The sequence below is a fragment of the Nocardioides daejeonensis genome, assembly GCF_003194585.1.
Classification (GTDB): domain Bacteria; phylum Actinomycetota; class Actinomycetes; order Propionibacteriales; family Nocardioidaceae; genus Nocardioides; species Nocardioides daejeonensis.
Genome location: NZ_QHKZ01000001.1, coordinates 633,370 through 646,701, shown reverse-complemented (window position 1 = coordinate 646,701; position 13,332 = coordinate 633,370). Strand labels below are relative to the sequence as shown.

Genomic DNA, 13,332 nt, shown 5'->3' with positions numbered 1-13,332 from the left:
ACACCTGTCCACAGAGTGTGCGACAGCCGGTTACACGGTCAGTATCATCGTGCTCATGACTGAGGCCACCGTGGACGGACGCAGGTCTGCCGCAGCGACCCGCCGTCGCAAGCGCGAGAAGGAGATCATCGCCGCGACCCGGTCGCTCTTCGACCAGCGCGGCGTCCGGGACGTGCATATCGACGACATCGCCAAGACCGTCGGCACGAACCGGGCGATCATCTACCGCCACTTCTCCGGCAAGGAGGAGCTCTTCGCTCTCACCCTGGTCGGCTACCTGGACGAGCTGCTGGCAGAGATGTCGGCCAGCGGCGGAGAGGACCCCGAGGCTCAGCTCGCCGCCATGGTGGGCGCCTTCGTCGACTACGGCGTCGCCCACCCCGCCTTCGTGGAGTGTGCGCAGATGCTCATGCGTCGGCCCGGGCCGGAGCTCTTCGACGAGATCTCGGAGTCTGCGCTCTTCCGGCTGGGCCGCGGGATCGCCGGCTGCCTCTCGGTGCTGACCGCAGTGCTGGAGGCGGGCGTGGAGGCGAAGGCCTTCCGGATCGAGGACACCGATGTCCTGGCCAACTACATGTACGCGACCGGACTCGGCGCGCTCCAGCTGGCACGGGTCGGCCTCTTCGTGATGGAGGTGGCGCCGGGAATCCCGGGCACCAAGAGGCTCTCCACCGATGCCGTGCGCGACTACCTGGTGCAGACGAGCCTCACCCTCGCGCGCGGCTGACCCCACCCCGGCGGTCGGGCCTCCAGAGCCCCCGCACGGAGGTCGAGCCTGTCGAGACCCCGCACGGAGGTCGAGCCTGTCGAGACCTCGCACGGAAGTCGACGCGGAGGTCGAGCCTGTTGAGACCACCGGTCTCGACAGGCCCGACCTCCGCAGTCAGACAGCGATCAGGGGCGCTCGAGGATCGCGACGACGCCCTGGCCGCCGGCAGCGCAGATGGAGATCAGGCCGCGACCCGAACCCTTCTGTGCCAGCAGCTTCGCCAGCACCGGAACGATTCGGCCGCCCGTCGCCGCGAACGGGTGCGCCGCCGCGAGCGAGGAGCCGTTGACGTTGAGCTTGTCCCGGTCGATCGAGCCGAGCGGCGCATCGAGACCGAGCCGCTCCTTGCAGAACACCGGAGACTCCCAGGCTGCCAGCGTCGAGAGCACCTGCGAGGCGAAGGCCTCGTGGATCTCGTAGAAGTCGAAATCCTGCAGCGTCAGCCCCTCACGGGTCAGCATCTGGGCCACGGCGTAGGCCGGAGCCATCAGCAGCCCCTCGTCGCCGCCGACGTAGTCCACGGCCGCGGTCTCGTAGGCGGTGAGGTAGGCCAGCACCGGGAGGTTGCGCTCGGCGGCCCACTCCTCCGACGCCAGCAGCACGACCGAGGCGCCGTCACTGAGCGGGGTCGAGTTGCCGGCGGTCATCGTCGCCGCCTCGCCCTTGCCGAAGACGGGCTTCAGCTTGGCCAGCTTCTCGACGGTGGAGTCGGGACGCAGGTTGTTGTCTCGCTCCACGCCGCGGAAGGGCGTGATCAGGTCGTCCTGGAAGCCGGCCTCGTACGCCGCCGCGAGCTTCTGGTGCGACGCGGCGGCGAGCTCGTCCTGAGCCTCCCGCGTGACGCCCCACTCCAGCGCGGTCAATGCCTGGTGGTCGCCCATGGAAAGGCCGGTGCGCGGCTCGGAGTTCTGGGGGATCGCCAGCGAGATGTCCGCTGGGCGGATCTTGCTGAGGGCAGCCAGCCGGGCCTTGGTGTCCTTGGCCTGGTTCACCTTGATCAGCTTCTTGCGGAGCTTCTCGCCGACAGCCAGCGGAGCATCGGAGGTCGTGTCGGAGCCACCGGCCACGCCCACCTCGATCTGGCCGAGCGCGATCTTGTTGGCGACCTGGATCACTGCCTGGAGACCGGTGCCACAGGCTTGCTGCAGGTCGTAGGCCGGGGTCCGCGCGGAGAGCTTCGAGCCGAGCACGACCTCGCGAGCGAGGTTGAAGTCGCGGCTGTGCTTCAGGACGGCACCGGCAGCGAACTCGCCGAGCTGCTCGCCCTCGAGGCCGAAACGCTCCACGAGGCCATCGAGGGCCGCGGTGAGCATCTCCTGATTGGAGGCGTCGGCATAGACGGTGTTGGAACGCGCGAAGGGAATGCGGTTGCCGCCGATGATGGCGACCCGGCGGGTGCTGGCCTGCATGCTGTGACTCCTGTGGATCTGGACGGAGCTCGAGTTCGAGCCGATGTTGACTATCCTTCCGGCTGGTTACTCGTTGGTAAAGGAATGAGTCGGAGATCACGAACTTCGAACTCTGAGTTACACCACATGTTCTCTACCATCGAGAAGGGCTCCCCGCGGGCCCGCCCCCTGAACCCGACGTCAGACGAGGACAGCAGATGAGCGACCGCTACCAGGCCTTCAGCAAGAGCCCGATCGGCAAGATGCTGGTCAAGAACCTGGGCCTGCCCAACCCGACCGCCCTCGAGCGGTGGACCGAGGGAGCGCCCCTGGTCAACGGCACTGTCGTCGTCGGTGGCGACGGCCGACTCAGCAGCGGCCTCGGCGCCACGCTCGACGGCCTCGGCATCACCCACACCGACGCACTCGGCGCGGACGACAAGGCGAAGGGTCTCGTCTTCGACGCGACCGGCCTGCGCAGCAGCGCCGACCTGGTCGCCCTCCAGCGCTTCTTCACCCCGCTGCTCCGTCGCCTCGAGACCTGCCCGCGGGTCGTCGTACTCGGTACGCCGCCGGAGCAGGTGAGCGGCGGCGAGCGGATCGCCCAGCGCGCGCTCGAGGGCTTCACCCGGTCGCTCGGCAAGGAGATCGGCAAGGGCGGGTGCGTGCAGCTCGTGTACGTCGCCGAGGGTGCGGAGCGCACCGTCGACTCGACCCTGGCCTTCCTGCTCTCCCCCAAGTCCGCCTACGTCTCCGGCCAGGTGGTGCGCCTCGGCGTCACCGGCGCCACCACGGCGCCCAGCGTCGACTGGCAGCGACCGCTGGCCGGCAAGATCGCCATCGTCACCGGAGCCAGCCGGGGCATCGGTGAGCAGATCGCCCGGGTCCTGCACCGCGACGGCGCGACCGTTCTCGGCGTCGACGTACCGCAGGCGGCCAGCGAGCTGCAGTCGGTGATGAAGGAGCTCAACGGCGACAGCCTGACTCTCGACATCACCCACGCCGATGCGCCGCAGCGGATCGCGCACCATGTCAAGGAGAAGCACGGTGCCGTCGACATCGTCGTGCACAACGCCGGCATCACCCGCGACAAGAAGCTCGCCAACATGGCCGAGGACCGCTGGGAGTCGGTCATCGCGGTGAACCTGACCGCACCCGAGCTCATCACCCGCGCGCTGCTCGAGGCCGACGCGATCAACGAGAACGGCCGCATCATCGGCGTCGCCTCCATCGCAGGCATCGCCGGCAACGTGGGCCAGACCAACTACGCGGCCTCGAAGGCCGGCGTGATCGGCTTCGTCGACTCGCTGGCCGGCGAGCTCGACAAGGGCATCACCATCAACGCCGTTGCTCCGGGCTTCATCATCACGCAGATGACCGCCGCGGTGCCGTTCGCCACCCGCGAGGTCGGCCAGCGGCTCAACGCGATGAGCCAGGGCGGCCTGCCCGTCGATGTCGCCGAGACCATCGCCTGGTACGCCAATCCGGCCTCCGCGTCGGTCAACGGCAACGTGGTGCGGGTCTGCGGCCAGATGATGCTGGGTGCCTGAGATGACCGAGACCCGTGTGCTGCACGGCGAGGGCGGCGGCGTCACCGGCATGCTCCGGGCGGCGCTGCCGACCATCCCCGGTGTCAACCAGCTGCCCGGCGTACGCAAGACGAGCCGGACGCTCCCCGACCTGGCACTGCGTCGTGAAGGCGTGCAGGTCGATCCGGCACACGTCCGCAGGTACGCCGAGGTCTGCGGCTTCCCGCCCCACGACGTGCTCCCGCTGACCTACCTGCACATGATCGCCTTCCCACTGCACCTGGCGCTGATGAGCGACGCGTCGTTCCCCTTCCCCGCGATCGGGACGGTGCATCTGGAGAACGCGATCACCCGGCACGCCCACGTCGGCCTCGACGCCGTCGTCGACGTGCACCTGCAGGCGCAGAACCTGCGCGCGCACACCAAGGGCACCGCCTTCGACATGGTGGTGAGCATCGAGGAGGCCGGCCGCACCGTCTGGACCAGCACCTCGACGTACCTGCGTGTCGGCACCGGCAAGTCCGAGGACGGCGATCGTGGCACCGACTTCGGTGAAGCGGTGCCCGGCGCAGCCCAGTGGCGGTTGCCGGCCAACCTCGGCCGCGAGTACGCCGCAGTCTCGGGCGACAGCAACCCGATCCACCTCTACCCGGTCACCGCCAAGGCGTTCGGCTTCCCACGGCAGATCGCGCACGGCATGTGGACCAAGGCGCGCGCGGTCGCCGGCATCGAGAACCGCCTTCCCGAGCAGGTCGAGGTCGCCGTCGGCTTCAAGAAGCCCGTCTTCCTCCCCGGCGCCGTCCGCTTCGGCTTCCGCGAACAGGACGGCGGCCTCCAGTTCGCCGTCACCAACCCCCGCACCGGCGCCCCCCACCTCGTCGGCCGGAGTCGCTGAACCTCACCAGCCCCACGCGCCTCAAGATTCCCCGCCCGAGCGGTGAAACTTGCGCTTGTATGCCGTAGCTACAGCCACCAAGCGACAAGTTCCCCGCTCGGGCGGGGAATTGCCATCCTTGGAGTCATTCAGAACGACGGCGAATCAGGCCCTCCTGGGCGACGGTGGCGACGAGTTCACCGGACTGGCTGAAGACGCGGGCCAGGACGAGGCCGCGGCCACCGGAGGCGGAGGGCGAGTGCTGGTCGAAGAGCCACCACTCGTCGGCGCGGAAGGGCCGGTGGAACCAGATGGTGTGGTCGAGGGAGGCGACCTGCATGCCCGGCGAGGCGGTGCGCAGGTTGTAGGGGACCAGCGCGGCGCTGATCAGCGTCATGTCGCTCGCGTAGGTGAAAGTCGCGACGTGCTCGAGCGGATCGTCGGAGAGGCGTCCCTGGACCTTCACCCAGACCTGTGCGCGTGATGGTCGCTCGCCGTCGTCGGTGACCCCGCCTTGGAGGGAGTTGCCGAGGTAGCGGACGTCGAGCGCCGCCCACTCCTGCTCCCACTCCTTCATCGCCCGCGCGTCGTCGCCCTCGCGGCCGCCGAAGAGCTGGGGAAGCGTCAGCCCCTCTTCCGGAGGACGTACGGCGGGCATCGCATCCTGGTGCTCCAGCCCCTCCTCGAACACCTGGAAGTTCGCCGACAGCAGGTAGATCGGGCGGCCGTGCTGCCGCGCCACCACCCGCCGGGTGCTGAAGGAGCGTCCGTCGCGAAGCTTCTCGACGTCGTACACGATCGGCACCGACGTGTCGCCGGGACGCAGGAAGTAGGAGTGCATGGAGTGCACATGCAGTCCCGGCGTGGTGCGGGCCGCTGCGATGAGCGCCTGCGCCGCCACCTGACCGCCGAAGACCCGCTGGAGGTGCGTGTCGGGCTGACGTCCGCGGAACAGGTTGCCGTCGATGTCCTCCAGGTCGAGCAGCTCGACCAGCTCGGCAGTGGATCTGGGCACTCAGTTGCCTTCCCGTGGCTGGTCCGGACCATCCAGTCCGGCCAGGAACCGTTCGAACTCCGCTCCGAGCTCCTCGCCTGTCGGCAGCTCGGTGCCCTCCGCGAGCAGGCTGCGACCCGACTCCTCGGCGGCACGGAATGCGTCGTACTGCTGCTCGAGCCCCTCGACCAGCGTCGCGACCTCGGGGTTGCCCTCGATGTGCTCGGCCACGCGCCGGTCGTGTGCCTGAGCCGCCTGGTCGAGGTCAGCGAGGTCGAAGACGAGGTCGGTCGAGGCCTGGATGCCCTGCACCAGGGCGCGAGCAGCGGCGGGATTGTCGAACTCGGCCAGATAGTGGGGTACGTGCACCACGTAGCCGGTGACGTCGTGTCCCCACTCCCCCAGCCGCACCGACAGCATGGCGTGCGCCGAGGCCGGCACCCGCAGGTCGGAGTCCCACACGTTCGTGCGCACCATCCGCTCCGGGTTGTTGGCGTGCTGGGTCATCGGCAGGGCACGGGTATGCGGCGTGGTCATCGGTACCGCGTCGAGCGTCAGCACCACGCCGACGTCGAACCGCTCGACGACCGCGCGGACAGCCCGAGCGAACGCCTCCCAGCGCGAGTCGGGCTCAGGCCCGGTCAGCAGCAGGTACGGCGTCCCTACCTCGTCCCGGGCGAGCCGCACGACCAGGCGGGGCGCGGCGTAGTCGGTGTAGTGGTCGCGGGAGAAGGTGACCGCCGGGCGCCGAGCGCGGTAGTCGTGGAAGGCGTCGACGTCGAAGGTCGCGACCACGGGTGCGGGCTCGGCGCGGTTGATGTGCTGGGCCGCCAGCGATGCGGCATGGCCGGCATCCAGGAAGCCGTCCAGGGCGACCACGAGCGGAAGGTCGGGCCGCGCCTCGAGCTCCGGAACGTCGTCGACGATGTGGACGTACTTCAAGGCGACTCACCCTTCCCTCGACCCGGCATCCGGGTCTGCTGCCTAGCGGACATTCAGGGCAACAGCGCCGCGGTCGCGGGTGTTCCCTGCTCCATCATCCCGCTTCGGTTCTCTCCGCCTGCGCCAGCCTGCTGCGCCGGGCGCCGTAGAGCGCGTAGACGACAAGCCCGAGCGCCATCCAGACCAGGAAGCGCAGCCAGGTGCCGCCGGTCAGGTTGAGCATCAGGTAGACGCACAGCAGCACGCCGAGCGTTGCCACGACCAGCACCCCAGGCGTCCGGAAGGCACGCGGCAGATCCGGGCGGGTACGTCGCAGCACCACGACGCCGACCGACACCAGCACGAACGCGAAGAGGGTGCCGATGCTCACCAGGTGGCCCAGGGTCTCGAAGCTGACGAAGCCGCTCATCCCGGCGACCAGGACGCCCGTCGCCACCGTCACCACGTACGGCGTCCCGAAGCGGGGATGCACCTTCGCGAGGGCCGGAGGCAGCAGGCCGTCGCGCGCCATCGCGAAGGCGACGCGGCTCTGCCCCATCATCAGGATCAGCACGACCACGGTGAGGCCGATGCACGCGCCGACGGCGATCAGATCGCTCATCCAGTTCAGGCCCACCGCCTCGAACGCGGTGGCCAGCGGCGCCGGGTCCTCCGGATCGATGTCGCGGTAGTCCTGCATGCCCGTGATGACCAGGCTCACGGCGATGTAGAGGCCGGTCACGATGGCCAGCGAGCCGAGGATGCCGATCGGCACGTTGCGCTGCGGGTTGCGGGTCTCCTCCGCGGTGGTGGCGACGACGTCGAAGCCGATGAAGGCGAAGAAGACGATCGCCGCACCCGCCACCACGCCGGCGAAGCCGAAGACCGCCGGCTCCATGCCGAAGATCGAGGTGATCAGGGGCAGGTCGAGGAAGCCACCGGTGCTGTCGCTGGTGGGCTGCGACGCCGGGACGAAGGGCGTCCAGTTGCCGGGCTTGATGTAGGCGATGCCGGCCACGATCACGATCGCCACCACGGCGAGCTTGATGGCGACGACGATCTGGTTGACCCGGCTGGAGAGCCGGATCCCTCCCACGAGCACGAGCGTGACCAGCGCAGTGATGACGATCGCCGGGAGGTCGACCCAGCCGTCGGTGGAGTTCGCGAGCTCGGCCGGAATCTCGAACGGCGTACCCGCCAGCACCTTGGAGAGATAGCCGGAGAAGCCGACCGCCAGCGCGGACGCACCCACCGTGAACTCCAACACCAGGTCCCACCCGATGATCCACGCCACCAGCTCGCCCAGTGTCGCGTAGCTGAAGGTGTAGGCGCTGCCGGCCACCGGCACGGTGGCCGCGAACTCGGCGTAGCACAAGGCCGCGAGGGCGCACGCCGCGCCGGCGATCAGGAACGAGATCGCGATGGCCGGGCCCGAGTTCGTCGCCGCCACCTGCCCGGTGTAGACGAAGATTCCGGCACCGATGATCACGCCGACTCCGAAGACGATCAGGTCGACTGCCGAGAGGTTCCGGCGCAGTGCGTGCTCGGGCGCCTCCGTGTCGGCGATGGACTGTTCGATCGACTTCGTTCGGAACAGGTGCATGTTCGGCATCGTAGTGCGGGCGTGCCGCCGTGGGCGGGAGGCGAAGGCGGTCAGCCGAAGACGGAGAGGATCCGTGCCCCGGTCGCGCGCGCGAGGGTCGCGGCATCGACGCCGAGGACCCGGACGAGCACGGTGTCCTGGTCGGCGTCCGACACGCCGCCGTCGGCGCGCATGTCGTCGAAGAGCCGCCACAACGCCGCCTCGCCGTAGACGCTGGCGATGTACTCGCAGGCGTACCAGGCGATGCCGTAGTTGGCGGAGGACTGTTGGCCGTTGAAGGTGGCGTCGGCCGGAAGGCCGGTCAGCCCGTTCCGCGCCGCCGCCACCGCGTCGCGCGAGATCAGCCGCTCCTGTGGCGCGAGCGGGCGCACCGAGACGTACTCCGCTAGTCCCTCGGAGAGCCAGGTCGGGACCCGGTCGTCGGTGCGACCGAGGGCGACATGCACCAGCTCGTGACGGATCAACCGTGACCGCATCACCGGCGAACGCTCGAGGATGCGCGGGTGCAGGAGGAACCGGGTGCCGGCGTACTCGTCGGCCCGCGGGCGGATCGGCACCGGGAACGCCACGCCATCCAGCTGCTCCGGGTCGCCGCCCGGCAGGTCGGGGAGCCGGGCGAGGAAGCTGGTGTCGGAGAGCGCATAGACGACGACATGGCGCGACCACGCATCGGGGAGCTCGGCGGAGACTTCGGCGATGCCCTGCTCGACTTCGTCGACGATCTCGTCGGCGTGCCGCCAGCTGTCCCGGTCGAAGACCCCGAGGACGCCGCTGCCCTGCCGGATCTGGACCGGCACCGTGTCCCACGGCTGCGGCACCGCGTGCCGCTCCCGCTCGTACTCCTCGTCACGCGCGGCGACGATCCGCAGGACTCCGTCCTGCTCGCGGACGAAGGTCATCCGGGTCGGCGTCCGCACCGGGGCGTCGTCGAAACCGTCGAGCTCCATGACGATGTCGACCTGCGCGGTGATCCGGCCCGGCGCACTGGTCACCGCGTCCTCACCGAGCGCGTAGCCGAACCGGGCCAGCGGCAGCTGGGCGAGGTTGGCGAAGTAGTCGCGCTGGTCACGTCGGAGCAGCGGGTCGTCGACCAGACGGTCCAGGAACGCCGCCTCGTCCCCACGCCGCACGGCACGCACGCGCTCCTTCAGCAGCTGTCGCACCTCGGCCTGCAGCTCGGTCTGCGACGCGGTCGTCGTACCGTCCGGGTAGTCGTCTCCACCGAGACCGCACCCGGTCAGCACGGCGGCCAGCAGCACCAGCCCGGCTACGGCTCCCTCCCAGCCGGCCCTACCGCCGCCGATCCGCATCGGCGAGCGTCCTCGTCTGCTCGAGCGCGGCCAGCTCGCCCGTGATCTCGCGCGCCAGATTCGGGCCGGTCAGCCCGATCCGCTCCAGGATCGCCGCGCGCTTGGCGTGGTCGAGGAACTCCTGCGGCACGCCCCGGATCCGGAATGGGGTCCGTACCCCGTGGGCGTTGAGGGTCTGCAGCAGCACTGCTCCGACACCGCCGATCACGCCGTTGTCCTCGAGGCAGACGGCGAGTCGGTGTTGGCCGACGAGGTCGACCAACGCGGGATCGACGGGCTTCACCCACCGGGGATCGACGACGGTGACGCCGATGCCCTGGGCGTCGAGCCGCTCGGCGACCTCCATCGCCGTGGCGGCCATCGCCCCGACCCCGACCAGCAGCACGTCGGGCGCTCCGCGCCGATGGAGTACGTCGACCCCACCGATCCGTTCGAGTGCCGGGATCTCCGCGGGCGGCGGCCCCTTCGGGAAGCGCACGACGGTGGGGGCATCGTCCACGTTCGATGCCTCCTCGAGCAGCTCCACGAGACGTGCGGCGTCGCGGGGAGCAGCGAGACGAAGGCCCGGGACGACCTGGAGGATCGACATGTCCCACATGCCGTTGTGGCTGGCGCCGTCGTCACCGGTCACGCCGGATCGGTCCAGCACGAAGGTGACTCCGCAGCGGTGCAGCGCGACATCCATCAGCACCTGGTCGAAGGCGCGGTTGAGGAAGGTCGCGTAGACGGCCACGACGGGGTGCAGACCGCCGAGGGCCATCCCCGCGGCCGAGGTAGCTGCGTGCTGCTCGGCGATGCCGACATCGAAGGTGCGCTCGGGGAAGCGCCGGGCGAAGGCATCGAGGCCGACGGGGTGCATCATCGCGGCCGTCAGGGCCACGACGTCGGGCCGCCGCTCGCCGAGGTCGACCATCGCGTCGGAGAAGACGTCGGTCCAGATCCGTCCCTTGGGGCGCTCCTCGCCCGACGCGATGTCGAACGGTCCGGGCGCATGGAACTGGTCGGCCTCGTGGTTCTCCGCCGCGTCGTAGCCGTGTCCCTTGCGGGTGATCGCATGCACGATGACAGGCCCGCCGAACCGCTTGGCCTGCGTCAGCGCCTGCTCCATCGCCGCGCGATCGTGCCCGTCGACCGGGCCGACGTACTTCAGGCCGAGGTCCTCGAAGAGGCCCTGCGGGGCGAGGGCGTCCTTCATCCCCTTCTTGATCGCGTGCAGCGCGTCGTACGCCGCCGGGCCGACACCGGGCACAGCGTTGAGCCGCCGCTTCACCTGGTCGAGGACCGCCTCGTAGCGCGGGTTGGTGCGCAGCGACGTGAGGGCCGTCGCCAGCCCGCCCACCGTGGGTGTGTAGGAGCGCTCGTTGTCGTTGACGACGATGACGAGCCGGCTGTCCTTGGCGATGGCGATGTTGTTGAGCGCCTCCCACGCCATGCCGCCGGTGAGGGCGCCGTCGCCGATGACGGCCACGACGTGCCGGTCGTCGCCCTGCACCCGGTAGGCCTTGGCGAGGCCGTCGGCGTAGGAGAGCGAGGTGGAGGCGTGAGAGTTCTCGACGATGTCGTGAGCCGACTCGCGCTGACTCGGGTAGCCCGAGAGCCCGCCCTCCTGACGGAGGCCCTCGAAGCCTTCGGACCGCCCGGTGAGCAGCTTGTGCACGTAGGTCTGGTGGCCGGTGTCGAAGACGATCCGGTCCCGGGGCGAGTCGAAGACACGGTGGATGGCCATGGTCAGCTCGACGACGCCGAGGTTCGGCCCGAGGTGGCCCCCGGTGCGCGAGCAGACGCTCACCATCCGTTCCCGGATCTCCGCAGCCAGGGCAGTCAGCTGCTCCTCGGACAGTCCACGCAGATCACTCGGGGTCGAGACCGACGCCAGGTAACCCATGTGTTGATGTCCTCCAGTCCGGGGCAGGTGCGCGAGGCCGCGACCACCCGTCAACTGTACCCGGACCCCACACCATCCAGCACCGCGACGGCGCCCTCGTGCAGGCTGCCCAGCCACAGGCGCCCCTGGTGCTCGCGGACGCCGGTGACCATGTGGAACTCCGAGGTGGTGACATCGACGTCGTGCACCAGCCGTCCCTCTCCGTCGAACGCCTGGGCGCGCACCGTCTGCTTGGGAGCGGGCTGGAGACGCTCGGGGATCTTCGTCGCGAGCCGGCGGACGAACATCGGCGCGGCCTGCAGCCGCGCGACCACCGGGTCGACGGGCGACGCCAGCGAGACCCAGACGAGCCCGTCACTGCCGAGCGCGATGTTGTCGGGGTAGCCGGTCAGCCCCTCGACAAGTTGCTCGCGGCTCCCCGCGCGTGGTCCGCGCAGCCAGTGCCGCACGAGGGTCCGCGCACCGGTCTCGGCGACGACCACCCAGGACTCGTCGGCAGCGAGCGCGACGCCGTTCGCGAAGGCGAGCCCGTCCAGCACCACACGTACGGTGCCGTCGGGCGCCCGGTGCAGGAGCCGGCCGGTCCGGGTGTTCTGGAGGAAGTCGTCCTTCCAGCGCTCGATGGAATACCGGGTTGAGGAGTCGGAGAACCAGATCCCGCCGTCGGCGGCGACGGCCGCGTTGTTGCAGAAGACCATCGGCCGCCCCTCCACCTCACGGAGCAGCTCCTCGACGGCTCCGGTGGAGACCTCGACGCGCAGCAGACCCCGGTGCGCGTCACAGACGAGGAGAGCGCCATCCGGGAGCCACTCGAGTCCGAGCGGTCGGCCGCCCGTCCGGGCCACCCGGCGTACCACCTGGGCGTCGGGTTCGATCCGCCAGATGCTGCCGTCCTCGGTGCCGGTCCAGACCGCCCCGTCGGAGCCGACGAGGACATCCTCCGCGCCGTGTGCGGGAACCGGGATCACCGTGAGTGTCATGCGACCTCCTCCTGGAGTCGACGGTAAAGCGGGGAGCCGAGGAAGTCCGGCAGGATCAGCCCTGCCGACCGGGTCAGCCGCAGGCCCAGCGCGAGCCCAGGATCGACGAAGACCATCTGCCTGCCTTCGCGGCAGTCGATGTCAGCATCCACCAGGCGGGTGGCTGCGGCATAGGTGTGCACGACGTCCTCGGTGCCGTACTCCGCATGGAAGACCGGCTGGTCGCGCCAGTGCCACAACCGGCCCTCGAAGTGCACCCCCGTCTCCTCTGCCAGCTCGCGCCGGGCGGCGTCCTCGGGCAGCTCGCCCGGCTCCATGTGCCCGCCGGGGAGGCCCCAGCAGTCGGGGTCGAGGACCGGGTTGGCGTCCCGCTCCTGCAGGAGTACGGCGCCGGCCGGGTCGACGAGGAGCACGTTGGCGAAGTGGTGCACGAGGTGGAGCGTAGCCACGGAGCCGGCTCCTGGGAACAGGCGCCGTCAGCTCCCGGTGAGCGCTGCGTACCGCTCCGAGGCCAGCAGCAGCCCGAGGAAGTGGCGCGTCGACTCGGTGAGGTCGAGCTCCCCGAGGCGGGCTGGCAGAACGAAGACGATCTGGCGTCCCTCGTGGCAGGTGATGTCGGCGTCGGTCAGGGTGACGCCGGACGTGAACAGGTGGTAGTCGACCTCGCCCACGCCCGGCACGGTACGGCGCTCCTGGTGCCACAGGCTCAGGGCGCCTTGCGGAAGCACGACCTCCGTCTCCTCCGTGGTCTCCCGGTACGCCGCCTGCTCCGGCGTCTCCCCCGGCTCCACCTGTCCGCCGGGCATCGACCACTGGTTCGGATAGCGGGGCGCACCCTCGTCCCGCTCCTGGAGGAGGATCGCGCCCCTCTGGTCGATCAACAGGTAGCAGGCCACCGCACCGATGCCGTCCGCGCTCATGAGCCGAGGCTATCGGGCCGGGCTGCTCGCTCGGCGGGCCGCAGCACGGTGAGCGAGCGACGGAACCGGTGCCCTGGGAGGGCTGGCACCGAGCACGAGATGAGGCCCCATGTCCTGTGCCTGCAGCGTTTCGGACATAAGGTGTGACTCCGAGTTACC

The 13,332-nt window shown here is 69.9% G+C and carries 12 protein-coding genes; 3 read left to right on the top strand and 9 right to left on the bottom strand.

What is annotated here, in order from left to right; all coding sequences use genetic code 11:
* Positions 1–55 precede the first annotated feature (55 nt).
* Complete coding sequence (locus DNK54_RS03070) at positions 56–727, top strand: TetR/AcrR family transcriptional regulator (RefSeq protein WP_110205448.1); 672 nt, start codon at positions 56–58, stop codon at positions 725–727.
* A gap of 167 nt (positions 728–894) precedes the next feature.
* Here the strand turns inward: DNK54_RS03070 and DNK54_RS03065 are convergent, their stop codons facing one another.
* The gene (locus DNK54_RS03065) at positions 895–2,178 is read right to left on the bottom strand and encodes an acetyl-CoA C-acetyltransferase (protein WP_204164390.1); all 1,284 of its coding nucleotides are present in this window, start codon (positions 2,176–2,178) and stop codon (positions 895–897) included.
* Positions 2,179–2,375: 197 nt separating this feature from the next.
* On the opposite strand from DNK54_RS03065, the gene DNK54_RS03060 reads away from it, so the two are divergent.
* Both DNK54_RS03060 and DNK54_RS03055 read left to right on the top strand, forming a co-directional pair.
* Positions 2,376–3,707, top strand: a complete 1,332-nt coding sequence (locus DNK54_RS03060) for a 3-oxoacyl-ACP reductase (protein WP_110205446.1) — start codon at positions 2,376–2,378, stop codon at positions 3,705–3,707.
* Position 3,708: 1 nt separating this feature from the next.
* Positions 3,709–4,581 carry a MaoC family dehydratase gene (locus tag DNK54_RS03055; RefSeq protein ID WP_239459882.1) on the top strand — a complete coding sequence of 291 codons (873 nt, stop codon included), beginning with the start codon at positions 3,709–3,711 and terminating at the stop codon, positions 4,579–4,581.
* A gap of 124 nt (positions 4,582–4,705) precedes the next feature.
* Here the strand turns inward: DNK54_RS03055 and DNK54_RS03050 are convergent, their stop codons facing one another.
* From DNK54_RS03050 to DNK54_RS03015, 8 genes are all read right to left on the bottom strand, one after another.
* Positions 4,706–5,575 carry an acyl-CoA thioesterase gene (locus tag DNK54_RS03050; RefSeq protein WP_110205445.1) on the bottom strand — a complete coding sequence of 290 codons (870 nt, stop codon included), beginning with the start codon at positions 5,573–5,575 and terminating at the stop codon, positions 4,706–4,708.
* Positions 5,576–6,496: a PAC2 family protein gene (locus tag DNK54_RS03045; RefSeq protein ID WP_110205444.1), complete on the bottom strand. Its 921-nt coding sequence runs from the start codon at positions 6,494–6,496 to the stop codon at positions 5,576–5,578.
* A gap of 94 nt (positions 6,497–6,590) precedes the next feature.
* Positions 6,591–8,078 (bottom strand): amino acid permease, encoded by a 1,488-nt coding sequence (locus DNK54_RS03040; RefSeq protein WP_110205443.1) that lies wholly within the window; start codon positions 8,076–8,078, stop codon positions 6,591–6,593.
* A gap of 50 nt (positions 8,079–8,128) precedes the next feature.
* Complete coding sequence (locus DNK54_RS03035) at positions 8,129–9,388, bottom strand: gluzincin family metallopeptidase (RefSeq protein WP_110205442.1); 1,260 nt, start codon at positions 9,386–9,388, stop codon at positions 8,129–8,131.
* On the bottom strand, positions 9,369–11,273 hold the full coding sequence (dxs, locus tag DNK54_RS03030; protein WP_110205441.1) for a 1-deoxy-D-xylulose-5-phosphate synthase: 1,905 nt from the start codon (positions 11,271–11,273) through the stop codon (positions 9,369–9,371). The genes DNK54_RS03035 and dxs overlap by 20 nt, the downstream gene beginning before the upstream one ends.
* Before the next feature lie 50 nt (positions 11,274–11,323).
* Positions 11,324–12,253, bottom strand: a complete 930-nt coding sequence (locus DNK54_RS03025; protein WP_110205440.1) for an SMP-30/gluconolactonase/LRE family protein — start codon at positions 12,251–12,253, stop codon at positions 11,324–11,326.
* Positions 12,250–12,702, bottom strand: a complete 453-nt coding sequence (locus tag DNK54_RS03020) for an NUDIX domain-containing protein (protein ID WP_239459881.1) — start codon at positions 12,700–12,702, stop codon at positions 12,250–12,252. Before DNK54_RS03020 ends, DNK54_RS03025 begins: the two co-directional genes overlap by 4 nt.
* Before the next feature lie 27 nt (positions 12,703–12,729).
* Complete coding sequence (locus tag DNK54_RS03015; protein WP_110205439.1) at positions 12,730–13,173, bottom strand: NUDIX domain-containing protein; 444 nt, start codon at positions 13,171–13,173, stop codon at positions 12,730–12,732.
* Positions 13,174–13,332: the final 159 nt, after the last annotated feature.

What these genes read in the sequence shown, in the direction of transcription:
- dxs (WP_110205441.1), bottom strand. Translation starts at nt 11,273, where the DNA reads ATGGGTTACCTGGCGTCGGTCTCGACCCCGAGTGATCTGCGTGGACTG.
- DNK54_RS03060 (WP_110205446.1), top strand. Translation starts at nt 2,376, where the DNA reads ATGAGCGACCGCTACCAGGCCTTCAGCAAGAGCCCGATCGGCAAGATG.
- DNK54_RS03055 (WP_239459882.1), top strand. Translation starts at nt 3,709, where the DNA reads ATGACCGAGACCCGTGTGCTGCACGGCGAGGGCGGCGGCGTCACCGGC.
- DNK54_RS03070 (WP_110205448.1), top strand. Translation starts at nt 56, where the DNA reads ATGACTGAGGCCACCGTGGACGGACGCAGGTCTGCCGCAGCGACCCGC.
- DNK54_RS03065 (WP_204164390.1), bottom strand. Translation starts at nt 2,178, where the DNA reads ATGCAGGCCAGCACCCGCCGGGTCGCCATCATCGGCGGCAACCGCATT.
- DNK54_RS03015 (WP_110205439.1), bottom strand. Translation starts at nt 13,173, where the DNA reads ATGAGCGCGGACGGCATCGGTGCGGTGGCCTGCTACCTGTTGATCGAC.
- DNK54_RS03025 (WP_110205440.1), bottom strand. Translation starts at nt 12,253, where the DNA reads ATGACACTCACGGTGATCCCGGTTCCCGCACACGGCGCGGAGGATGTC.
- DNK54_RS03040 (WP_110205443.1), bottom strand. Translation starts at nt 8,078, where the DNA reads ATGCACCTGTTCCGAACGAAGTCGATCGAACAGTCCATCGCCGACACG.
- DNK54_RS03035 (WP_110205442.1), bottom strand. Translation starts at nt 9,388, where the DNA reads ATGCGGATCGGCGGCGGTAGGGCCGGCTGGGAGGGAGCCGTAGCCGGG.